This is a genomic window from Patescibacteria group bacterium, from assembly GCA_026397045.1.
Classification (GTDB): domain Bacteria; phylum Patescibacteriota; class Saccharimonadia; order CAILAD01; family BJGX01; genus JAPLVO01.
This window is the reverse complement of record JAPLVO010000005.1, coordinates 1-21,663: the sequence shown is the minus strand read 5'-3', so window position 1 is coordinate 21,663 and position 21,663 is coordinate 1. Positions and strand designations below refer to the sequence as shown.

Sequence of the window (21,663 nt, the reverse complement as noted above, 5' to 3'; positions counted from 1 at the left end):
TTTGTGCCCAAAGTTTGTCGCCATTGCATTGTGCCAGTCGTTAGCATGCAGGTCATAAGATTTTTCGTTATTCTTTGTTATGGGACTGGTCATGCACATATTGTATCAAAAAAGGACCCTTTCGGGTCCCTCGGTGTCCATATTGGCTGGGGAGGAAGGATTCGAACCTTCGATCTCCTGCTCCAGAGGCAGGCGCCTTACCGCTTGGCCACTCCCCAATATTTTGGCTTATAAAGTCAACCAGTATTTTAGCAAAAAAAAGGTTATTTTTCCAGATATAGGCTACAGGCACAGTAGCGAGGATGCCATTAGTTATTTGTAATGCTTGAAAATAGAGCCAATTTATAGTATTATATGTTTCCATCTTTCCCAAGGAGGTACTATGAAGATTGAAGATAAAGATGCTTTTTTGCTTAGTTGGAACTCCAACTATGAGGCACCTACCAGTTTTGTCTTAGAGCTTAGCGTCGAATGCTATGGCTCTGCAGAGGGTAATGAACAGCCGGCAATATTGGCTGCTCTCAGCAATTTTAAGGCCAGAACTTCAGTAGAAGTTAAATTAGGCGAGGCTTACAGCCAGCCTAATGGCCTGAATAAAGTAATAGTTATCGGAAAGGGTAAGGCGATAGATTCTATAAGGTTTATTGCCATAGAGTCATTGAGGCTAACTCCGGAGGAGGCAGAAGGTATAATCGTTGAAATCATGAGAGGCCTCGAGCAGAGTAGTCAGCATCAGCAGTCTGACCCGCGAGATAACTAAAAGTAGCCCGACAGATCTGTCGGGCTACAGCATTTTATGGTATAATATTATCTATAATGAATCAACAAATAGACAGGCCACTAAAATTAGTACTAGTAAGGCATGCAGAATCAGTACGAAATGAAGTTAAAAAGGACGCAAGCTTTTTTGCCGATGATTTTGCTCGCGATAAAGTTAGTGGTTTAGCCGACGAAGAAGTACCTTTGACGGAAGCTGGTAAGTCCCAGGCTAGGCTTACAGGCCATATATTAAAGCAGAGCTTTGGGGTATTTGATTATGTTTATCATTCTGGTTATAAAAGAACCGTCCAGACTGCTGAAGAAATCATGAGTAATTATTCGGAATATGAAATCGAGAGAATGAAGTTACGCATGAGTTCTTTTATAAGAGAGCGTGATGCGGGGTACGCTTATGACATGACTGAAGAAGAGGCAAAAAAGAGCTTCCCCTGGATGGAAGAGTACTGGAAGACCTTTGGAGGCTTTTTTGCAGTCCCGCCAGGCGGTGAGAGTTTAGCGCAAATAACCCAGCGAATATACCTGTTTATAGATACAATATTTAGGGATAGAGCGGGCCAGAATGTGCTCGTTGTTACCCACGCAGGGGCTATTAGAGCTTTTAGATTTATCATTGAGAACTGGACTTATGACCAAGCTACGAGATTTTCCGTCGAACAAAACCCACTTAATTGCGGCGTAACTGTATATGAATATGATAAAAAACAGCATCATCTTGAGCTAAAAAGCTACAACACCACATACTATTAGCTTGTAGTTGAAGAATTATTTTTTGGCTTTTGTGGAGGATAGCGCCTTTTTTTTGATAGACTCATAATATTTTTTGGCTTTATCGAGTAGGTTATGTGCCCAGGCGTATTCTGTGGCTAATATGCCTAGCCCCATTATAATAAAAAGCCAGCCCGGCCCAGGAGTAATTAGCATTACCAGGCCAATAATCAGTATTAACACACCTGAAACAGAAATGGCTATTTTTTTGGTTCGTTTTTTTATCACATCCATACAGACAATATTATATAATTTTTAAGGTCCCGTCCACTGTTGCAGACGGGACCTTATTTCACTTCATTTTACTTCGCGGACTCTATCAATATCATTGAATCTTCGATAGAGTCAGAGCTGTATAGCCCCTTGAGAGTGCCCCCTAGCTTAAGTGGGCATGCCCCCTCAGCTATCAGATTTGCCAGCATAGAGACGAGCATAGGGGAGATCCTTTTGTACTTTAGATCTCCTTTGAGCTTTTTAAGAAGCTCTTTCCTCTCCTGTGTTTCCACGCTCAGCAGAGCGATGACGATGTCTTCCTCGGCTCGAGTCCTCGAAGACTCGACCTGCAAATTTGCTAGTATCTCTTCCGTACTTAAAAAAAATTTCACTTAATTTCTTTCTCTAGGCGGCCCATTATTGTAGCAGCTATTTCTAGATCAGTCAAGTGTATATGCCGTCTAAGGCGGCATTTTATTATGCCATCAATAAGTTGTATGATAGTTATAATGCTTAAAAAAATCAGCAATAATTTTGCATACTTCAACTTCGCTACCACACTAGTAATATTAGCTTTTAGCCTGGCCTTAGCTATTTATGGTCGACCTGTCGTATCGAGCTATATAGTGATTGCTATTTCAGTAGTAGCTATAATACCAAGTTTTAGGGATATGATCCGGACTCTTGCCTCCGGGCAAGTAGGCATAGATATCATTGCCCTAGCGGCTATACTGTCTTCATTATTGTTGGGTCAGTATGCCGCCGCAGCGGTTATCTTGATCATGCTAACTGGAGGGGAGGTCCTAGAGGTTTTTGCCAAGGACAGGGCTAAGCATGAGCTAGATAGCTTACTAAGCAGAAAACCCACGATAGCTCATAGGCTGAATGGCTCTAGATCGCAGGATGTGCCTGTGTCTAAGATCGTGGTAGGGGATTCTATAAGGGTAAAGCCGGGAGATATGATACCCATAGACGGAAAAATATATAAGGGTACTACTTCCGTAGATGAATCTGCTATAACCGGCGAGAGTTTGCCAGAAAACAAAGGTTTAGGGGATTCTGTGCTTTCTGGGTCAATTAATCTGGACGGCTTAATAGAGCTGCATGCAACGCATATTAGCCAGGATAGTCAGTATGAATTAATAATTAAGCTGGTCAGCGAGGCTTCTACTAAAAAATCACCATTAGTTAGGCTAGCAGATGCCTATAGCCTGCCTTTCACCATTGCTACATTTTTGATGGCTGGCCTCGCCTGGGCTATAAGTGGGGATCCTATCCGAGCATTGTCAGTTTTGGTGGTGGCGACCCCTTGCCCACTATTGATAGCTACGCCTGTAGCTATCGTTTCGGGGATGGGTAGAGCAGCTAGCCGTGGGGTGGTTATAAAAAGCGGGGGTGTCCTAGAGCAGCTCAGTCGTGTAGGGGCTATCGCATTCGACAAGACAGGCACAGTTACTCAGGGTAAGCCTAGGGTGTCGTCAGTAGATAGCTGCGGGATAGCCAAGGATGAGCTTATAAGGTTGGCTGCAAGTTTAGAGAATAATTCAGCTCATTCACTCTCGCAAGTAGTAGTCGATTTGGCTAAAAGCAGTAATATAAAACTTTACAAATTGACCAAATCAAAGGAGGTTCCGGGCAAGGGTATAATTGCTAATATTGGGTCAAAAAGAATCACGGTGGGTAGCTATAATTTACTTCTGGAAAAAGGAGTGGATATGACTAGCCCGATGTGTGTGGGCCATTCCTCAATTAATAACACCGCTTTGTATGTGGCGGAAGGTAAAAAATACCTTGGCTCAATAACTTTTGTCGACCCCCTCAGGGTCGAGGCAAGAGCCACTATTAGTAAGCTTCGAAAGTTAGGGGTCAAGAGGTTTATTATGCTTACTGGGGACAGGAAGCAGGTCGGGGATAGAATCGCCCATGAGTTGGGCATTTCGGAGGTTCATTCCCAGCTTTTACCGATCGATAAAGTTAGACTACTTCAGGCCGAGAAAAAGATTAGCAGTCCTATCGCCATGGTGGGCGATGGCATAAACGACGCCCCCGTGCTGGCAGCCTCTGATGTAGGTATCGCCTTAGGCGCAAAAGGCTCCACGGCCGCATCGGAAGCCGCAGATGCAGTGATAATGCAAGATGACCTAGGGAGGCTGAGTGAGCTGGTGGAAATATCTAAGCGCTCTGTGCGTATTGCCAAGCAAAGTATATTCACCGGGATAGGACTTAGCTCAGTCTTGATGGTCTTTGCTGTGTTTGGGTTTATAGTACCTATTGCTGGTGCTTTCATGCAGGAGGCGATTGATGTCGTGGTGATAATTAATGCTTTAAGGGCAAGGTTTAGGCCTAGGCTGTAAATCGGCAATTTCTATTTTCAAGAGTTGTTGCATCATTGCTCTATATAATAGATACTAAGAGCCATGAAGCTATCTAAATTATTCACCAAGACAACTAAAGACATCTCGTCTCAGACAGAATCAATTAATGCTCAATTGCTAACCAAGGCAGGGTTTATTTACCAAGAAATGGCTGGAGTTTATGCGTATTTACCTTTAGGGATGAAAGTCATTAAAAAAATTGAAGCCATTATCAGGGCAGAAATGGACAAGATTGGGGAGGAGTTATTGCTGCCAGCCCTTTCTGGCCGTGAGCGCTGGCATGCCACTAAGCGCCATGATGCTATAGATGTGTTGATGAGCACCAAAGGTGCCAACGAAGCGTCCATGTCAAAAAGTACCGCCGAGTATATATTGAGTCCGACTCATGAAGAGCTTATTACGCCAATAGCAAAGCAGTTCCGCACCAGCTACAAGGATTTTCCGTTCGCCTTATATCAAATCCAAACTAAATTCCGCAATGAGGCCAGAGCTAAATCTGGCTTACTCAGAGGCCGAGAGTTTATCATGAAGGATCTCTACAGCTTCCATACGAGTGAGGCAGAATTGAATAAATTCTATGAAATCGCCAAGCAGAGCTATGTTAATATCTTTGAAATGCTCGGACTTGGCAGTGATACTTTTATTACGCTTGCCTCGGGGGGCGACTTTACGAAAGAGTATTCGCACGAGTTCCAGACTTTACTGGAGAGTGGCGAAGATGTAATTTATTTAGACCGCACCAATAACATTGCTTACAATAAAGAAATTGTAACTCCTGAAGATGCTAAAAAACTAGGCGTAGATTTTGATAAGCTCGAGCAGGTAAAAGCTAGCGAAGTAGCTAATATATTCCCACTAGGTACAAAATTTTCAGAAAGTCTTAACTATAAATATTCGGCCGAAGATAACTCACAAAATATGGTCTGGATGGGCTGTTATGGGATTGGGATATCTAGGCTTATGGGTGTCATAGCAGAAAAGTTTGCTGATGAAAAAGGCTTGGTGTGGCCACAATCGGTGGCTCCATTTACCTACCACATCATAGCTCTTTCAGATGATGAGAATATTAATGCTGGCCAAAAGGTATATGATATTTTAGGCTCGGAAAATTGCCTCTTTGATGATAGAAATGGCACTAGTACTGGATCAAAATTCGCCGATGCTGATCTTATCGGATGCCCAATACAAATTGTTGTTAGCAAAAAGACCCTAGAGAAAAATAGCGTAGAGTTTATGAGCCGCACTGGCAAATTCGATAGCTACATGTGCAAAATTACTGACATCAATAAGTATTATAACTATCATACAACTTATTATCTTCATTAGTTAAAATAACTGAGGGCCACTAAAGCTCGCTAGCATAAGCTTGTTTAATCCGTATTTTAGCGCATAATTAATAACATAATAAAAGGATAATCATGCTTAACTTGATATCAACAAACTTAGTAGCAATTTTGGCCTCCACTCTATCGGCAATAGTAGTGGCTGGGATATGGTATTCCCCAGCGGTATTTGGTAATTTATGGCAGAAAGAAGCCGGTATTAAAAAGAAGGATATCAGAGCATCGTTTGCCAGGAAGTCTGTCATTGCCCTAGTTATGATTTTTGTCACTGCAGTGGTGCTTCAGCGTTTCCTAATTATCACCAACCCTAGTAGTGTATTTGAAGCAATTAAGGTCGCTGTATGGATCTGGGCTGGATTCGTCGCCACATATGTTATCGCTGGTGGAGTATTCGAGAAGGTTTCCGCAAGACTTATGATTATTGATCTGTCAGGCCAGATACTAATACTATCCACTATGAGCGCCGTATTATATATTTTAGCTAGTTAGGAAATTTGATTATTTCCGGCTCAGTTTCTAGGGATACCCCGAATTTGCTTAAAACATCCTCCTGGACTTTTATTATCAGCTCCCAAAGATCTTTCTGGCTAGCTCCTCCTCTGTTTTCTAGTACTAATGCATGCTTGGGGTCTATCTGCACTTTATCGAGCTCCTTGCCCTTTAGGCCGGCTTCTTGAATTAACCAGCCAGCTGCTATTTTGTATGTGCCGTCTGGGTTGGGAAATATTTTTGTGTCATCGGGGTATGGTTTAATATCTGGGTATTTAAGCATTATATTGTCGGCAATCTCTTTTGCGACGATAGGATTTTTGAAAAATGAACCAGCATTTGGGGCAATAGAAGGGTCGACAAACTTTCTTTTGCGGATATCTAGCACCGCATTGCGGATCTGTATAATTGAAGGTGATTTAACGCCGCTACGCTTGAAGTAATTTACTACATCTTTGTATTTAGGTGTTGAACTTGGCTGCTTAGATAGCTTAAACACAATTGCAGTAATTATGTAGCGCCCCTTTTGGGATGATTTGAATATGGAGTCTCTATAGCTAAACTTGCATTGAGCATTAGTTAGGGAGGAGATTTGTGTAGTCTTGGTGTCGAATACTTCTACCTCGCTAATCGTATTTTTAACTTCCTGGCCGTATGCTCCGATATTTTGAACTGCACTTGCTCCAGTACTACCCGGTATGCCAGACAAAGCTTCAATTCCGTAGAGGCCTAAATTTACAACTTTTTCCACATCTTCGTCCCAGTTATTACCAGAACCTAATCTTATAAAGACATCTGCATCGGTATCTTTAATTATCTCGAACTCGCTGATGTCCATCTTTATAATAAGGCCATGAAAAGTTCCATCGTCAAATATTGTGTTACTACCACCGCTGATAATTAGGTGAGGCATGCCTGATTCTTTTAGCCACAAGAATACACTCGTGAGCTGAGCAGAATTAGTAATATTCACAAAATAATCTGCTTTTCCACCAATTTTGAAAGTAGTCATCTCGGCGAGGTTGATGTTACGCAATAGCTTGAAGTCTGCCATTTTACAATTCTACTATAGTTGAGCCTCATCGCCTAAATACATAGGCCGTGTAATTTTCGAAATATCAAACCCCGGAGTATAATGCATTTGTACTAAATATTAATTATTAGAGGAGTATATTACGGATGGATGATTTAGCTAATAAAGCCTGCTTTGCCTGCGAGGGAGGCACACCACCACTCACAAGCAAAGAAATAACAAAGTACCAAGCCCAGGTTGATTCTCAGTGGGCAGTAATAAAGAACCATAGCATAAAGAAGAAATTTAAGTTTGAAGATTTCAAACAAGCCATGGTTTTTGTAAATAAAGTTGCCGACTTAGCCAATAGCGAAGGCCACCACCCTGATATCTATATATTTTATAGCATCGTAGAGATCGAACTATATACTCATGCGGTCAAGGGCTTAAGTGAGAATGACTTTATAATGGCAGCCAAAATGGATAAAATTAAGCAATAATCTATTAATGCCCACTGGCTTACAGGAGAAGCAAAAATAAACTTAAAAAGTTTGTCACATTATATCTTTTTAGCTCGTTAAATAGGGTGTACAATGAAAGTACACCGCTTGATTTGAAGGGAGGTGAAAGGATATGAAAAGACGCAGAACACTTAAGCAGTTCCGCCGTATGCAACGGAATCTGCTGCACGACCGTCAGGTCATCGAAGACATCTTTGACGACATGGCTACAAAGTGGGCTATTCGGGCCGAAGCATTAAATGCCAAGCCATTAGTAGTTAGCTCAAACAAAAAACTAAGCTAGAGAAAGGCTAAGGGTTTGAAACATATAGAAGTGCGCATATAGGCGATTCTTCGCTAGGGTACTATTGCTACCCATGAGAATCAATCGTCTATATGTCGTTTTTATTAAAACCCAGCTCTAAATTTATACCAAGCCATGTTCAAGATTGGGTAATTCTTGCTATAATCTAGAAATGATTAGTTTATTTTCATGGAATGTAAATGGTATTCGTGCGGTATTGAGAAAAGGTGAATTCGAAACCTTCATGAAGCGCTACCAGCCCGATATTTTGTGTATCCAAGAAACTAAAGCCCAACAGGAGCAAGTAGAGATTGAGCTACCAGGCTATTTCGAGTATTGGAACTCAGCCCATAAAAAGGGTTATAGCGGCACTGCCATATTTAGTAAAATAAAACCGCTCAAGGTCACAAATGGCTTCCCGGAAGATCTGGCCAAAAAGTATAAGCTGCTCGATAGCCAGGGCCGTAATAGTGAGGAAGAGGGCAGGATTATAGCCGCAGAATATAAAAAGTTTTATGTAGTTACCGTTTATACGCCCAACTCTAAAGACGATTTGAGCCGTATTCCTCTTAGGCACAAGCATTGGGATCCAGCTTTTTTAGAATATTGTAATATTCTCGAGAAGACCAAGCCAGTATTGATATGTGGCGATCTTAATGTCGCACATACCGAAAATGATTTGGCCAGACCAAAGCCTAATATTGGCAAGCACGGCTTTACAAGTGAAGAGAGGCAAGGCGTTGATAATTTCATATCTAATGGCTACATAGATACTTTGCGCATGTTTAAGAAGGGTAGTGGATATTACACATGGTGGACTCACTGGGGTAATGCTAGGGCTAATAATGTTGGCTGGAGAATTGACTACTGGCTGGCCTCGAAGGGACTCAAAAAGAGTATTAAATCTGCTGAAATTCACCCCGATCAGATGGGTAGTGACCACTGCCCGATATCTGTCGAGCTGTCCATATGATGCGCTATTTGATTGCTATACCTCTCCCAGAATCCGACTCAACATCATTTATAAAGTTGCGCGATAGCTTTAGGCACTACGCTCCAAGGTGGAAGCTTACCCTGGGGCCTCATATAACTATAGATCGCCCACAAGATTCTCTGGTGCCGTGTGAAATGGCCATAGAGCTATTTAGTAATGCACCAGTATCACCTAGCTTCAAAATGCAATTTAGCAAGGTCGAGGCTTTTATTGGCAAGCGCAACAGTGCGGTTTACTTTGAGCCAGAAAGCCACCTGCCCTTCAACAATATTAAGAGTCTATACCAGCCGATAGCCGATAAAATAGTTAAAAGCGGTGATGAAGGCTGGGCATTCCACCCTCACTTGACACTAATTAATCGGCTGAGAAGCGAGCCAGCACAGGAGGCTCTTAACGAGTTGGCTCATATACAGTCCAGCGAGGCATCTGCCTTTAAAGATTTTTCATATCTTCTCGACAGCGTATGCCTATATAAGAAGGAAAGCAGCGATGAGATTTGGCATGAAATTGCTCGGAACAGCCTTTCGGTGTCAAATGCGACTTGAATAATACACACTTCTAGGGTATAATTCATACTCATTATGGCAAAAAACAGCAAAAGACAAATCACAGTACTTAGGAACAAGGCAACCGGCAGTCGCTATTATACTGTCAAGAACACCCTGAACACCCCTGACAAATTGGAGTTTAAAAAGTTCGACCCTAAAACCCGAAAAGTCGAAACCTTTGTCGAGATCAAAGCTAAATTTAACTAAATATCCTAAGTCCGTACAACAAGCACCTTATGCTTCACTGATAAGGTAATTTTTGCTACAATCTTAAATATGAAAAAAAACCTACCAACAATTATAATAGTTGCCCTGATCGTTTTAATAATTGGTTTTGTTGCATACGCAATTTCAAGGCCAGAAGAATCTATTAAGATTCAAGACAAGAATAGTATTGTAAGACCTACCGTAGAAGCTGACCCAGCCAAGCTTTCTCAGGGCAACTTTCAGGGGCCGATTGATGCCAAGGTTACGCTCTCAGAATTCGGAGATTATGAGTGCCCAGCCTGCGAGAAGTATCAACCGGTAATTAAAGAACAGATACTACCTAAGTACCAAGACAAATTAAAATTCGTGTTCCTTAATTATCCTTTGCCAGTCCATAAAAATGCCCAAACCGCTGCCCAGGCCGCCGAAGCCGCTGCCTTGCAGGGAAAATTCTGGGAAATGCATGACATATTGTATCAGAGGCAGAGCCAGTGGGTAGAGCAGAAAGACCCAAGTAGCAAGTATGAAGAATACGCCAAGGAGATAGGTATAAATATCGATAAATACCGGGATGATTATAATGGGCAGATTGTGTTTGATATCATTAATCAGCAGGCAGGCCTCGGGGATGCATTCAAGATACCTGGAACACCGACATTTTTCGTAAATGGCATAATTGTAGATACTAGCAAGGGGTCGGATGCCATTACGGACGCAATCGATAAGGCTTTTGCTCAATAAAACTCAGGTAGTAGTTTTATTTTTTCATATCTAAGCATATAATTATGCAAGTAAGTAAAAATGTATGGAGGAGGATAAATGGCAAAAAAGTATGGTAATGTAATTGAATTTTATGGGGAAAGCTGCCCACACTGTATTAGTATGAAGGTAGTTATAGACCAGATAGAAAAGGATACCGGCGCCAAGATAGAAAGACTGGAAGTCTGGAACCATGAAGAAAATGCTCGCAAAATGCAGAGTTTTGAAGATATTATAGGCGAAGCCTGTGGCGGCTTTTCTGCTGTACCAGCCTTTGTGAATGTCGATACTAAGCAGGCTTTGTGCGGGGCGCACGACAAGGAAGATATCATAGCCTTGATGGAGGGGGGAGACTGCAGCGACAACATCTGTAAGCCTCATAGTAAAAACAAGTAAGATACTATAAAATATAGACATAACTACTATGTCTAGGACTCATAAAAAACTTCAGAAAAATAAGCAGCCTCATGGCAAACTAGTCCCACCTAAGCCTCCATCCAGGTTTTTATGGCTCATGGAAGCCATTTTTATTAGCCTGACAGTTTTTGCCGTACTTTCTTTGATCATAGTGCTTTACTTAGCTGCGACTAATCATCGCAAGGCCCAAAATGCCGTCAAGATAGTCACGGACATTATACCGACCCAGAAGGCCGAAGAAGACTATAAAAAGATTTACTCATATCTAGGATTTGAGATCACAGTTAATACCAAGCTACAGACTGCCGAAACCACTAGCCTAGCAGGGGATAAAACATCAATTGGCTCATCAGCTCAGCCTACTAGTAAAGGCGATTATAAAACTGTTGAAGTACTTAAAAACATTCCCAATCAGTCGGCAGGAAGCGACGCTGAAATAGCCCTTAATAAAACTATTTATATAGAGCTATCAGCGGCTAGCGAAGCTAATATATTTGAAATACTAAAAACTAAATACGGAGAAAGTACCGGGCAGCTAGCCCTGGCCGAAAAGTTCTACGCCCCATCGGGCGACAGCAGTAAGACTTATACCCTTGCACAGACTGAATCCATTAACATAGCCGGCTATGAGTTTCTAAAAAATACATATGATGTAAACAACCTCGGGCCAATCACTTATAAAAGTAGTCAGGTAGATTACATTACTATTCAAAATGGCAGGCCATACAGGCTAACATTATTTCAGAATGCTGGCTCTACTCCGCAAGATTTGCCATCTTTTAATTCGGTAATTGAATCGATCAAATTCTTCCCCCCAGAGAATAGCAAGGCCCTAACACAGCACACTACTAGCTCATATTTAAGTAAATCTAGCCCAAGTCCAATACTAAGTAGTTTCATCGCAAATGCAGCTGATAAGCCGATATCTAGCGACCCAGAGATTCAGGTAGTTGCGAAGAATCAACCCTCAGTGGTAAGAATCGCTTCCACATACTGTATCGACTTTGACATGAGGCTAGGCTCGGTTACTCAAAGTATTAATGGGGGCTGCTCGGCTGGCTATGGATCGGGGTTTATTATCAGCCCACAGGGGTATGTAGGCACCAATGGTCATGTAGTAAAATCAAATGCAGCGGAGGTCCTGGCCACTAGTTTGGCGCTCAATAATCTGCCAGTAGTAAAGAGCTATCTATCGTTTCTAGCAAGAACCGGGCTTATAACTCAGGCCACCGCCGATTCGGAGTATGCTATAGCGGCCAGTGGTGACGGTTCTAACACTCAAGCACTGGTCGGCTCGCTGCAAGATAGTGAGCTAGCTAATGTTGATATAAAAGAGACAAAACAAGATGCCTTTTATGCGGTCCAATTGTCTGATCAGGCAGTGAAATTTAATATCGATAATCTGAGGCAGTTTAAATACACCAATAGCATCGTTAAAGCCAAGCTTGTGGCGGTAGACTACGACCCCTATGTGGATATAGCAAATGATGGTTTCAAGACATCGGATGTGGCTATATTGAAGCTCGAATCGGGGGACGATTACCCGTATAGCATTTTGGGAAGTATCAAAGGACTGGCTCAGGGTAGCCCACTTACAGTAATTGGGTTCCCTGGAGCCGCTGAAAATGAGCTAGTGGATAGTAACGAGAGCAAGCCAACACCAACCAGGGGAACGGTAAGTGCTATTAGGAGCGCCAACGGGGCCCCTTACAAACTAATCCAATCCGATGTATCAATCGCTAAAGGAAACTCGGGCGGTCCAGCATTTAATGAGTTTGGGGAAGTTGTGGGTATTGCTACCTATGGAGTTACAGATGAAAACAGCGGGGGGGTTCAGTTTAATTATATGCGGGACATAGAGGACCTCAGAAGCCTGCTTGCTGACAATAATATTTCGGTCCCATCTACTGCAACAGGGAACGAGAAGATTTGGGAACAAGGGCTAGAAAACTTCTCGAAGGCATATTACACCTCTGCTATAAGTGATTTTAGTAAGCTGAAGCTAAGATATCCTCCGCATCGAATGGTTGATGATTTTATAGCCAGGGCTGAGGCTTCAAGAGACCAAGGTAAAGAAGCCACCCCATCTTCAGTTTATATCCTGATTGTAGCAGTAGTGGCTTTTATTATAGTTCTACCATCTGGCATACTGTTTTTTGTAATCCGACATCATAATGCTCGCAAGGACGCTCACGAAGCATTTCATGCCCAAGCTGCGCCTTCTGAAGCTAATATAGCTAGTTTGCCACCCCTCCCAGCTGCCGAAAAGATCCAGGGTACACCAAACGCCACCAATAATCCCACCTCAGCAGCGGCTAACACTACTTCGGTGCCTATAGAGGTTGATAGACCCATTCAAGCCGCAGCGGATGATAATCACAACAACCAAGCCCCTACCACTACGCCAGGGCCATAAAACTGTTATAATATAAAGCATAAGTATAAGCAGAAAGGATTACCAATGGTAAGAGTAGCTATTAATGGTTTTGGAAGGATAGGTCGCAATGCCTTCAAAATAGCCTTTGCAAACCCCAATTTACAAGTTGTTGCGGTTAATGACCTCACCGACACCACTACCTTGGCACACCTACTAAGGCACGACAGCAATTATGGGGCTTACCACCATCAGGTATCTAGCCAAGATGATGGCATCACGGTCGATGGTAAAAAAATCAAAGTTTTAGCCGAAAAAGACCCTAGCTTGCTGCCCTGGAAAGAAATGAATATTGATGTAGTAATAGAATCGACTGGGTTTTTCACCACCAGAGAGGGCCTGGAGATGCACATAAAAGCCGGCGCCAAAAAGGTTGTATTATCTGCCCCTGAAAAGAAAGATGAAGCTGGCCACGAAAAACAAGATACATTTGTTTTTGGTGCCAATCACCAAAAAATTCCAGCCGATCAGAAGATTATATCTAACGCTTCTTGCACCACCAACTGTATCGCGCCAATTATGGCCGTACTCTCAAAAGAAATAGGTATAGAAAAATCAATGATGACCACAATCCACAGCTACACCGCCAGCCAGGTTTTGCAGGATGGTCCTAATAAAGATTTGCGTGAAGCTCGTAGTGCCGCCGAAAACATAGTGCCTACAACCACTGGTGCGGCTATTGCAGCTGCCCTCACGGTACCAGAACTAGAAGGCAATTTTGATGGTTTAAGTATTCGCGTGCCTACCCCAGTAGTATCACTTAGTGATATTACCTTTTTGGCAAAGCGTGATATTAGCGCCGAAGAAATTAACAAAATTATCATTAAAGCCTGCAATTCTTCCCACAAGGGGATCATAGACTACACCGAAGAAGAGCTAGTCAGCCGAGATTTTGTCGGTGATCCACACAGCTGCATTGTAGATACCAAGCTAACTAAGGTAGTAGCTGGCAATCTCTGCAAGGTAGTAGCCTGGTACGATAATGAATGGGGCTATAGCAATCGCTTGGTTGAGATGGTAGAGCATGTAGGGAAGCTCATAAAGTAGCATGAAAGTTTTTATCGCCGCCGACCATGCTGGTTTTATCAAAAAACAAGGCCTAGCAAAAAAACTCGAGGGTAGTTATGAGCTCTTTGATATGGGGCCATACAAGCTGGATCCAGACGATGACTACCCACTTTATGCCAAGAAGGTTTCACTCGCCGTCACAGAAAATGCTAAGTCGATGGGGATACTTATTTGTCATAGTGGCGAAGGTATGGCGATAGCGGCCAATAAGGTCAAGGGCATACGAGCAGTTGCAGTCCTTAATAAATCTCAGGCATTTGAGACAAGGCAGGATAATGATAGCAATGTACTTAGCTTATCTTCAGGAGAGCTATCAGATAAACAGTTATATGAAATATCAAAACTCTGGCTAGACACACCCTTCTCAGAGCTGGCGCGCCATAAACGCAGGATAGAAGAGATTGGACAAATAGAATCGGAGAGTGGGCTATGACTAGGATTGTGCCAGCAGTTCTTGTGGGTAATAAAGCCGATTATCTTAGCAAACTAAGTATCATTAGACAGCTGACTAATCGGTTCCAGCTAGATATAATAGATGGAGAATATGTAGACAACAAGACAATAGGCCTAAGCGAGGTAGGCAGGCTAACTGATATTAGAATGGATGTTCACCTGATGGTTAAAGAGCCAAAGCTATACATCGATCAAGCCATACTGATTAATGTGAACACTATTATTTTGCAGTATGAGGCAGTTGAAAATATCGAGCCTCACCTGGAGCGCATAAAAAAGTCTGGTTTTAGCTGCGGTGTGGCCATAAACCCAGAAACTAATTTGGCAAAATTAAAGCCATTTAGTGAACTATTAAACCATGTACTTATTATGGGCTACCCAGCAGGCTTCGCTGGCCAAAAGCTGGACCCAATGGTTTTTGATAGGCTGCCAGAGGCCAGAGAATTGTTCCCAGCAGCCGAGATAGGCCTAGACGGCGGTGTCAACCTCAAAAATGCAAAAAAGGTGCTTCAAGCTGGTTTCGATATAGTCAACATTAATTCGGCAATATTTAATTCTCACGACCCACTCAGTAATTATATGCAGCTATTGGGCTATTTAATATGATCCACAGCACCAAAGAATTAGAGTTAATTGCAAACCAGATTCGCCAAGATATCATCTATATGCTAGTGCAGGCCGGAAGTGGCCATACAGCAGGTCCTTTGGGTATGGCGGATGTATTTACAGCCTTATATTTTGAGGTCCTACGCCACAAGCCCAAAGACCCTAACTGGCCGGATAGAGACAGAGTAGTCCTGAGTAATGGGCACATCAACCCAGTTTTGTATGCCACCATGGCTAATTCTGGCTATTTCCCTCGCTCAGAGTTAAAGACGCTTCGTAAGTTTGGTACTAGGCTGCAAGGCCACCCCGAGCGAACTCGCCTCCCAGGCCTGGAGACTACCAGTGGCCCACTAGGCAGTGGTATAAGCCAAGCCTCTGGGATGGCCTATGGCTTAAGGATGGATTCGCAAAAAGAGCAGAGGGTTTGGTGCTTGACTAGTGATGGTGAGCATCAGGAGGGTAATACCTGGGAAGCAATAATGTTTGCTGGCAAGAATAAGCTTAGTAACCTCACAGTGGTTGTTGACCGAAATAATATTCAGATAGATGGTGTTACTGAGGATATTATGCCCCTGGAGCCCTTTGCAATGAAGTATCAAGCCTTTAATTGGCATGTGATTGAAATTGACGGGCATAATTTCGAAGAGATTATATCGGCCATGCAGCAAAGCCGAGCTATTTTCGAAAAACCCACCTGTATAGTCGCCCATACCATACCTGGTAAAGGTGTGGACTTCATGGAGTTTGATTATCGCTGGCATGGTATGCCGCCAGGCCTTAAGGATATTCCCGGTGATCCTCCCAAAGAGGTTCAGGCTAAAATGGCTCTCGAAAGGCTTCGAACTCTGAACGGCAAAATTAGGAGTGAGCATGAATAAAGACGCAAAGCTTAACCCTGATATCTTTAGTCAGGACATGGTATATGAATCTAATCGCTTAGGTTTTGGCGAAGGCCTGCTGGAGGCTGGCAAGATCGATGATAGTATTGTCGCCATGACGGCAGATTTAACTGAGTCTACTCAGGTAGAGTTGTTCAAGAAAGCCTTCCCGGATAGGTTTATAGAGGTAGGTGTTGCAGAGCAAAATATGGTTACCGTTGCTAGCGGCCTAGCAGCCGTGGGTAAAAAACCATTCACTACTAGTTATGCTAGCTTTAGTCCTGGAAGGAATTGGGAGCAAATTCGTACCACAATATGCCTAAATGATAGGAATGTTAAGATAGTCGGCTGCCATGCAGGGGTATCTGTAGGGCCCGATGGAGCAACACACCAAATGCTCGAGGATATCGCACTGATGAGGGCACTACCAAATATGACTGTAATTGTGCCTTGCGATAGTACAGAGGCCCGAAAGGCTACTATGGCGTTAGCCAAGACAGCTAGCCCGGGGTATCTTAGGCTAGCCCGCGAAAAAACTGCAGTAGTTACAACCGACTCGACGCCGTTTGTTATTGGCAAGGCATTGGTTTTGCGCGATGGCAAGGACCTAACCCTAGTAGCCTGTGGCACTTTGGTTTATGAGGCCTTAAAAGCAGCTGAAGAATTAGCCAAACAGGGTGTAGATGTTGAGGTCATTAACTGCCCAACAATAAAACCGCTAGATAACGAGCTAATATTAAAAAGTGCCAATAAAACTAAAAAGGTCATAACGGTAGAGGAGGCTCAGGCCTCTGGCGGCCTCGGTGGGGCTGTGGCAGAACTAATTAGCGAGCAGTCAGCAGCCACATTATGGAGGATTGGCATTAAGGACAGATATGGGCAGTCCGGAGAGGTCAAGCAGCTATGGGCCGAATACCAGCTAGATAGTGCATCTATTATTAATCTTGCGAGCAAACTGCTAAAGGCACCAAAAAGATGAATCTAGATATAATAACTGTCGGCTCGGTTGGCTTTGATATTTTTATCAGCGGTAAAAGCATAAAACCGAGCTTAATGAGCAAGGATGATTCTATAACCCTCCAGAGTGGTGCTCAATACCAGGTTGACCACTCGGTATATGAAGCAGGCGGCCCAGGCCTAAACTCAGCGATATGCTTTGCTCGTCAGGGCATCAAGACAGGCTGTATTGCCCGGACTGGTAAGGACCATTTAGCCAATCAGATAAAAATAATATTAAAACATGAGGGTATTGAACACGAGCTGCTTATCAACAATCCCGAGCACCATACAGATTTAAATATCCACATTGTAACCGAAAGAGCGCAGGATATAGATTTATCCTATAAAAATTCAGTTAATTCCTTACGAGGCCATGATGTAAGGTTCCCTGGCCTTACTGCTAGGGCCCTATATTTGGCTGAACTGCCAGTTGATTTTAAGTTGTTTAAGTTTTTTGTTGAGTGGGCTAAATCTTGCGGGGCCAGCTTGATTGCAAATGTCACTAGCACTAGTGGCTATAAAACTAAACAAATGAACTATGCACTTTCTAGGCTCACTAGCATGATGATGCCAATTGATTTTGCCTCCAGCTTCTTTGATGGGGTTTCAGACAGCGCGGAAATTATCAGACAGCTAAGCGCCCTTGGATCAAAGTCGGTTTTACTATATGATGTTAGTAAAGAGTCTTATGCTTTTCACGATCAGACCATGTATTCTTGCGGGACCTATAAAAAAGTTAATCCACTAGACATGACAGGAGCTAATGATATTTTTGCGGCCAGTTATGCCTCGGCAATTTTCCAGCAAAAAACCGTGCCGGAAGCTCTGACATTCGCTAGCGCTAACGCATGCTCGGTGCTAGAAGTTTTTGGCACTCGAGCGGGAGTATTACGCAAGCCAGCCCTTAGAACAATTAAAGTAGAAACAGGAGTATTATAAAAATGAACAATAGTAGGATAGATGTGCTAAGTGTTGGAGATGTAGTAACCGATGCCTTTATTAAGCTTCTGCCTCATGAAGCTAAAATTGAGCACCCCAATTCACATCACCCGCTATTATGCATGACATTCGGGACAAAGATACCGTTCGATGAAGCCATAGTGGTGGCTGGTGTCGGCAACAGCCCCAATGCAGCTGTCTGCTTCGCTAGGTTAGGTCTAAACTCTAGCTTGTACGCCAATGTCGGGGATGATACGGTGGGCGAACAAATATTATTAAGCCTTAGGGCCCATAGAGTATCTACAGAGTTTGTCAGAGTTAACAAAGGTATGGCAAGTAACTATCATTATGTACTCTCTTACGGCGCAGACCGTACAATACTTATAAAACATGAAGCCTATCCCTATCGTTGGCCTAGTATACCTAAGGTCAGCCAGCCACGCTGGATATACCTAAGCTCGATTGGCGAAAAGGCTCGCCATATTCACGATGACATAGCTAGCTATCTAGCTTCCAACCCAGAGGTAAAATTAGCCTTTCAGCCAGGTACTTTCCAAATTCGTGAAGGTGTTAAAAAGCTGCAAGAGCTATATTCAAGGACAGAACTGTTCGCAGTAAACCTTGAGGAGGCTCAACAGGTAACTGCCTCGGATTCCAGAGACATCCCCACGCTAGTAAGGATTTTACATGGCTACGGGCCCAAGATTGTAGTAATAACAGATGGGCCAAATGGCAGCTACGCTAGTGATGGCGAGACAATATATAGTATGCGCAATTACCCTGATCCAAAGAATCCATTTGACCGCACTGGGTGCGGTGATGCGTATACCTCGACATTTTTAGCAGCACTTGTGGCAGGCGAAAGCATTATTACGGCACTTAAATGGTCGCCAATTAACCCAATGAGTGTAGTCCAGCAATTAGGGGCTCAAGCTGGCTTGCTATCTAAGCCTAAATTGCTAAATTTGCTCGCCAAGGCCCCCAAAGATTATAATCCAAAGGAAATAGCAAGAGTATGAACAGTATTTATGACTTAATAATTATAGGCGCAGGACCTGCCGGGATGACGGCTGGAGTCTACGCTGCAAGAAAAAAGCTAAGGACCCTAGTAATCACAAAGGACATCGGTGGGCAGGCTTCATGGAGTAGCGACATCGAAAACTATCTTGGTTTTAGCATGATAACTGGCCCAGATCTGGTCAAGAAATTTGAAGAGCATTTGGAGGAGTTTAAGGACGATGTAGAGCTCAGAATTAGTATCTCTGGTATCGCAAAAATCCATAAGAAAGCTAAAAACTTTGTGGTAGAAACTGGCGATGGTAAAAAGGAGTCGGCCAAAGCTATCATTATAGCTGGTGGAAAAGTACCCATGGAACTTGGCGTCCCTGGCGAGAAAGAATTTTTGAATCGCGGTGTAGCTTATTGCGCCTGGTGTGATGGCCCGCTATTCAAGGGAAAGGATGTGGCGATAATCGGTGGTGGCAATTCTGCTCTCGACGCCGCCCTAAATGTTAGTAAAATAGTCAATCAGATATACATAGTCAATATCACGAAGGAGCTCAATGGCGACCCAGTAATGAAAGAGAAAGTATTGGATATCCCTAAGATCAGAATAATTAATAACACCGAGGTTTCTATGATCGAGGGCGACCGAACAGTTGAGTCAATCAGAATTAAGTCCAGAGATGGGGGGTTATCAAAGGATCTAAATGTCTCGGGGGTATTTATAGAGGTCGGTTCTTTACCAGCAACTGACTACTTAAAGGGCTTGGTTAAGCTCAACAAGAACTCGGAGATCATAATAGATAAATACAATATGACATCTGAGCCAGGTATATTCGCCGCTGGCGATATAACTGATATTATAGAGAAACAAATTATTACTGCGGCCGGTGAAGGGGCTAAAGCCGCCATTTGTGCCTCTCAGTATTTGTCTAGGAAATAATAACTGGTAAACTATGTATATTAAAAAGAAAGGCCGATATGAACCAAAATATAGATAAGAAAGTAATATTATACACAACCCCAACTTGTGTGTTTTGTAAGAATGTAAAAGAGTATTTCGCAGAAAACAATATTAAGTATGAATTGGTTGATTTAGCAGAAAGCCGAGATAGAGTCCAGGAAATGGTAGATAAATCTGGCCAAATGGGTGTTCCAGTAATTGACGCAGGTGGCGAAATAGTTGTTGGATTTGATAAGCCGAAGCTCGACAAAATATTTGCCTGAGGGATTTTTTTGCAATAGTCGCAATTGACTTTAAGCATAACATCTATTAATATTACGAGTAATCATAGAAATAAAAAATTAAAGGAGTCAACCAGTGGCCAGAATAGCAAAAAAATCGAGTAGATCCTATAAAAGCAGCAGTAAAGTCACTAAAACGAGCTCGAAGGGCTTATTAAAAAAACCAATTATTTATGCTTTCCTGGGGGTATTTACTATTTTTGGCTTAGCTGTTGTGTTCTTTACCAGAGCAGCGACATCACCCGTAGCTTCTTCGTATTTTATTTCAAAATCTATTAGAGTCGTCGATACCAGAAAAGTATCTAATGGCAAGCTCAGCCCCGGTGGGAAGCTAGAAGGGGTTAAGCCGTTTGAGGCATCCCCCGGCTATACACAGGTCCAGGGAGACCAATCGGCTGCCAAAGTAACTGGCGTGGTAATGAATATCTCAATAGTGTCCCCTACAGAAAACACCAGCATTAAGGTGTGGCAAACTGGAACAACCGAGCCTCAGTATGCTTCATTATATGCCAGCAAGGGCATATCTACTTCCAACGAGATTGTTATCCCTATTGACCCTAATATCCAAGCACCAACAATAAGCTTTGCCAATAGCTCGGGCAGTATAGATGTCGTCGGCGACCTAGTGGGTTATTATAGCTACGCAGGAAACCCCCAGCAGGGGGTAACCCCTCCAACAGGCCTTATCGGTAAGCAGCTTAATTTTGTCCCTGACATCCGTAGAGTGTTGGATACAAGATCTACGCCACCCAAGGCCAGCCCAACACCAATTTCAATATCCCTTGACACAGCGCCTAATAAAAAAGTAGCAGTTGTTAATGTCACTGCAGTCGCAGCAAGTAGTCCAGTAGGTGGATTTTATCGAGTCTACCCCGGGGATATTGGCCTCGAAGGCTACAATAAGATATACAATGCTAGCCCTCCTACGGTCACATCTAACGCTAGTTTTTCTGCTGGCAATAATATCGCCAATGAAATAATGGCCCCTATGAAAGATGGTAAAATACAGCTTTGGAGCTCGGCATCGGTAGATACAGTAGTAGACCTGATAGGCTATTACGCCAGTAGCGATATATTAGTCATGGGCAGAAATTACATACTTCCTACTGCCGTAAGAGTGTATGACACCATCAGCCCTACTAAAATAGATTTAACTAGTTCTGCTACTTCACCGCAAGCTGTAACGCTAGTAGGCAAAGGCGGCCTGCCGGGCACTGTCCAGGCTGCTATAGTTAATGTCACCGTCAACCCCGGCCCTAATACTGGCTACATACGGATCTACCCTTCAGGTTCTGAAGCAATAGTATCAAATATTAGTTTCATGGCGAATCAG

General features: G+C 43.0%; 26 protein-coding genes and 1 tRNA gene. 23 read left to right on the top strand and 4 right to left on the bottom strand.

The annotated features are described in order from the left end of the window. Positions 1-143: 143 nt before the first annotated feature. Positions 144-218: transfer RNA gene (locus NT111_00255), tRNA-Gln, on the bottom strand. 164 nt (positions 219-382) lie between these two features. Here NT111_00255 and NT111_00250 point away from each other — a divergent pair. Continuing rightward, on the top strand, positions 383-760 hold the full coding sequence (locus tag NT111_00250; protein ID MCX6804450.1) for a hypothetical protein: 378 nt from the start codon (positions 383-385) through the stop codon (positions 758-760). Positions 761-816: 56 nt separating this feature from the next. Then, complete coding sequence (locus NT111_00245) at positions 817-1,527, top strand: histidine phosphatase family protein (protein MCX6804449.1); 711 nt, start codon at positions 817-819, stop codon at positions 1,525-1,527. Positions 1,528-1,542: 15 nt separating this feature from the next. On the opposite strand, the gene NT111_00240 is transcribed toward NT111_00245, so the two are convergent. Beyond that, complete coding sequence (locus tag NT111_00240; protein ID MCX6804448.1) at positions 1,543-1,779, bottom strand: PGPGW domain-containing protein; 237 nt, start codon at positions 1,777-1,779, stop codon at positions 1,543-1,545. Between the two features lie 68 nt (positions 1,780-1,847). Further along, positions 1,848-2,150: a hypothetical protein gene (locus NT111_00235; GenBank protein ID MCX6804447.1), complete on the bottom strand. Its 303-nt coding sequence runs from the start codon at positions 2,148-2,150 to the stop codon at positions 1,848-1,850. Between the two features lie 117 nt (positions 2,151-2,267). Here NT111_00235 and NT111_00230 point away from each other — a divergent pair, with 117 nt between their 5' ends. The 3 genes from NT111_00230 (at position 2,268) to NT111_00220 (ending at position 5,965) form a co-directional block, all read left to right on the top strand. Then, positions 2,268-4,112 carry a heavy metal translocating P-type ATPase gene (locus NT111_00230; GenBank protein MCX6804446.1) on the top strand — a complete coding sequence of 615 codons (1,845 nt, stop codon included), beginning with the start codon at positions 2,268-2,270 and terminating at the stop codon, positions 4,110-4,112. A 63-nt stretch (positions 4,113-4,175) separates the two neighbouring features. Next, positions 4,176-5,459 (top strand): His/Gly/Thr/Pro-type tRNA ligase C-terminal domain-containing protein, encoded by a 1,284-nt coding sequence (locus NT111_00225; GenBank protein MCX6804445.1) that lies wholly within the window; start codon positions 4,176-4,178, stop codon positions 5,457-5,459. A gap of 92 nt (positions 5,460-5,551) precedes the next feature. Beyond that, positions 5,552-5,965, top strand: coding sequence for a DUF1761 domain-containing protein (locus NT111_00220; GenBank protein MCX6804444.1), 414 nt, complete (start codon positions 5,552-5,554; stop codon positions 5,963-5,965). On the opposite strand, the gene murB is transcribed toward NT111_00220, so the two are convergent. Further along, positions 5,958-7,019, bottom strand: coding sequence for a UDP-N-acetylmuramate dehydrogenase (murB, locus tag NT111_00215; protein ID MCX6804443.1), 1,062 nt, complete (start codon positions 7,017-7,019; stop codon positions 5,958-5,960). The two genes, NT111_00220 and murB, sit on opposite strands and share 8 nt — an antisense overlap. Positions 7,020-7,144: 125 nt before the next feature. Here murB and NT111_00210 point away from each other — a divergent pair, with 125 nt between their 5' ends. The 18 genes from NT111_00210 to NT111_00125 all read left to right on the top strand — a co-directional run. Further along, positions 7,145-7,477: a 4a-hydroxytetrahydrobiopterin dehydratase gene (locus NT111_00210; GenBank protein ID MCX6804442.1), complete on the top strand. Its 333-nt coding sequence runs from the start codon at positions 7,145-7,147 to the stop codon at positions 7,475-7,477. 133 nt (positions 7,478-7,610) lie between these two features. Beyond that, the gene (locus tag NT111_00205; protein MCX6804441.1) at positions 7,611-7,781 is read left to right on the top strand and encodes a hypothetical protein; all 171 of its coding nucleotides are present in this window, start codon (positions 7,611-7,613) and stop codon (positions 7,779-7,781) included. A gap of 175 nt (positions 7,782-7,956) precedes the next feature. Then, positions 7,957-8,754, top strand: coding sequence for an exodeoxyribonuclease III (locus NT111_00200; protein ID MCX6804440.1), 798 nt, complete (start codon positions 7,957-7,959; stop codon positions 8,752-8,754). Beyond that, a complete protein-coding gene (locus tag NT111_00195) occupies positions 8,751-9,320 on the top strand; it encodes a 2'-5' RNA ligase family protein (protein MCX6804439.1) in 570 nt (189 codons plus the stop codon). The genes NT111_00200 and NT111_00195 overlap by 4 nt, the downstream gene beginning before the upstream one ends. Positions 9,321-9,356: 36 nt before the next feature. Continuing rightward, entirely contained in the window at positions 9,357-9,530 is a 174-nt protein-coding gene (gene rpmG / locus NT111_00190) for a 50S ribosomal protein L33 (protein ID MCX6804438.1), read from the top strand. A gap of 69 nt (positions 9,531-9,599) precedes the next feature. Continuing rightward, on the top strand, positions 9,600-10,271 hold the full coding sequence (locus NT111_00185) for a thioredoxin domain-containing protein (protein MCX6804437.1): 672 nt from the start codon (positions 9,600-9,602) through the stop codon (positions 10,269-10,271). 78 nt (positions 10,272-10,349) lie between these two features. Then, entirely contained in the window at positions 10,350-10,685 is a 336-nt protein-coding gene (locus NT111_00180) for a hypothetical protein (protein MCX6804436.1), read from the top strand. A gap of 28 nt (positions 10,686-10,713) precedes the next feature. Then, on the top strand, positions 10,714-13,122 hold the full coding sequence (locus NT111_00175) for a serine protease (GenBank protein MCX6804435.1): 2,409 nt from the start codon (positions 10,714-10,716) through the stop codon (positions 13,120-13,122). A 45-nt stretch (positions 13,123-13,167) separates the two neighbouring features. Then, positions 13,168-14,187: a type I glyceraldehyde-3-phosphate dehydrogenase gene (gene gap / locus NT111_00170; GenBank protein ID MCX6804434.1), complete on the top strand. Its 1,020-nt coding sequence runs from the start codon at positions 13,168-13,170 to the stop codon at positions 14,185-14,187. A gap of 1 nt (position 14,188) precedes the next feature. Further along, positions 14,189-14,641, top strand: a complete 453-nt coding sequence (locus NT111_00165; protein MCX6804433.1) for an RpiB/LacA/LacB family sugar-phosphate isomerase — start codon at positions 14,189-14,191, stop codon at positions 14,639-14,641. Continuing rightward, positions 14,638-15,267 (top strand): hypothetical protein, encoded by a 630-nt coding sequence (locus NT111_00160; GenBank protein ID MCX6804432.1) that lies wholly within the window; start codon positions 14,638-14,640, stop codon positions 15,265-15,267. Before NT111_00165 ends, NT111_00160 begins: the two co-directional genes overlap by 4 nt. Further along, entirely contained in the window at positions 15,264-16,145 is an 882-nt protein-coding gene (locus tag NT111_00155; GenBank protein MCX6804431.1) for a transketolase, read from the top strand. Before NT111_00160 ends, NT111_00155 begins: the two co-directional genes overlap by 4 nt. Further along, positions 16,138-17,124: a transketolase family protein gene (locus NT111_00150; protein MCX6804430.1), complete on the top strand. Its 987-nt coding sequence runs from the start codon at positions 16,138-16,140 to the stop codon at positions 17,122-17,124. Before NT111_00155 ends, NT111_00150 begins: the two co-directional genes overlap by 8 nt. Beyond that, positions 17,121-18,083, top strand: a complete 963-nt coding sequence (locus tag NT111_00145) for a carbohydrate kinase family protein (protein MCX6804429.1) — start codon at positions 17,121-17,123, stop codon at positions 18,081-18,083. Before NT111_00150 ends, NT111_00145 begins: the two co-directional genes overlap by 4 nt. Positions 18,084-18,085: 2 nt before the next feature. Further along, on the top strand, positions 18,086-19,102 hold the full coding sequence (locus NT111_00140; protein MCX6804428.1) for a carbohydrate kinase family protein: 1,017 nt from the start codon (positions 18,086-18,088) through the stop codon (positions 19,100-19,102). After that, positions 19,099-20,028, top strand: a complete 930-nt coding sequence (locus NT111_00135; GenBank protein MCX6804427.1) for an FAD-dependent oxidoreductase — start codon at positions 19,099-19,101, stop codon at positions 20,026-20,028. Before NT111_00140 ends, NT111_00135 begins: the two co-directional genes overlap by 4 nt. Positions 20,029-20,066: 38 nt before the next feature. Further along, positions 20,067-20,312, top strand: a complete 246-nt coding sequence (locus NT111_00130; protein MCX6804426.1) for a glutaredoxin family protein — start codon at positions 20,067-20,069, stop codon at positions 20,310-20,312. 94 nt (positions 20,313-20,406) lie between these two features. After that, the coding region (locus NT111_00125; protein MCX6804425.1) for a hypothetical protein at positions 20,407-21,663 on the top strand (1,257 nt) is incomplete at its 3' end.

Bases quoted from the DNA above. Each gene is read 5' to 3' on its own strand.
- NT111_00250 (MCX6804450.1), top strand. From the start codon at position 383: ATGAAGATTGAAGATAAAGATGCTTTTTTGCTTAGTTGGAACTCCAAC.
- NT111_00245 (MCX6804449.1), top strand. From the start codon at position 817: ATGAATCAACAAATAGACAGGCCACTAAAATTAGTACTAGTAAGGCAT.
- NT111_00240 (MCX6804448.1), bottom strand. From the start codon at position 1,779: ATGGATGTGATAAAAAAACGAACCAAAAAAATAGCCATTTCTGTTTCA.
- NT111_00230 (MCX6804446.1), top strand. From the start codon at position 2,268: ATGCTTAAAAAAATCAGCAATAATTTTGCATACTTCAACTTCGCTACC.
- NT111_00225 (MCX6804445.1), top strand. From the start codon at position 4,176: ATGAAGCTATCTAAATTATTCACCAAGACAACTAAAGACATCTCGTCT.
- NT111_00220 (MCX6804444.1), top strand. From the start codon at position 5,552: ATGCTTAACTTGATATCAACAAACTTAGTAGCAATTTTGGCCTCCACT.
- murB (MCX6804443.1), bottom strand. From the start codon at position 7,019: ATGGCAGACTTCAAGCTATTGCGTAACATCAACCTCGCCGAGATGACT.
- NT111_00210 (MCX6804442.1), top strand. From the start codon at position 7,145: ATGGATGATTTAGCTAATAAAGCCTGCTTTGCCTGCGAGGGAGGCACA.
- NT111_00205 (MCX6804441.1), top strand. From the start codon at position 7,611: ATGAAAAGACGCAGAACACTTAAGCAGTTCCGCCGTATGCAACGGAAT.
- NT111_00195 (MCX6804439.1), top strand. From the start codon at position 8,751: ATGATGCGCTATTTGATTGCTATACCTCTCCCAGAATCCGACTCAACA.
- rpmG (MCX6804438.1), top strand. From the start codon at position 9,357: ATGGCAAAAAACAGCAAAAGACAAATCACAGTACTTAGGAACAAGGCA.
- NT111_00185 (MCX6804437.1), top strand. From the start codon at position 9,600: ATGAAAAAAAACCTACCAACAATTATAATAGTTGCCCTGATCGTTTTA.
- NT111_00180 (MCX6804436.1), top strand. From the start codon at position 10,350: ATGGCAAAAAAGTATGGTAATGTAATTGAATTTTATGGGGAAAGCTGC.
- NT111_00175 (MCX6804435.1), top strand. From the start codon at position 10,714: ATGTCTAGGACTCATAAAAAACTTCAGAAAAATAAGCAGCCTCATGGC.
- gap (MCX6804434.1), top strand. From the start codon at position 13,168: ATGGTAAGAGTAGCTATTAATGGTTTTGGAAGGATAGGTCGCAATGCC.
- NT111_00165 (MCX6804433.1), top strand. From the start codon at position 14,189: ATGAAAGTTTTTATCGCCGCCGACCATGCTGGTTTTATCAAAAAACAA.
- NT111_00160 (MCX6804432.1), top strand. From the start codon at position 14,638: ATGACTAGGATTGTGCCAGCAGTTCTTGTGGGTAATAAAGCCGATTAT.
- NT111_00155 (MCX6804431.1), top strand. From the start codon at position 15,264: ATGATCCACAGCACCAAAGAATTAGAGTTAATTGCAAACCAGATTCGC.
- NT111_00150 (MCX6804430.1), top strand. From the start codon at position 16,138: ATGAATAAAGACGCAAAGCTTAACCCTGATATCTTTAGTCAGGACATG.
- NT111_00145 (MCX6804429.1), top strand. From the start codon at position 17,121: ATGAATCTAGATATAATAACTGTCGGCTCGGTTGGCTTTGATATTTTT.
- NT111_00140 (MCX6804428.1), top strand. From the start codon at position 18,086: ATGAACAATAGTAGGATAGATGTGCTAAGTGTTGGAGATGTAGTAACC.
- NT111_00135 (MCX6804427.1), top strand. From the start codon at position 19,099: ATGAACAGTATTTATGACTTAATAATTATAGGCGCAGGACCTGCCGGG.
- NT111_00130 (MCX6804426.1), top strand. From the start codon at position 20,067: ATGAACCAAAATATAGATAAGAAAGTAATATTATACACAACCCCAACT.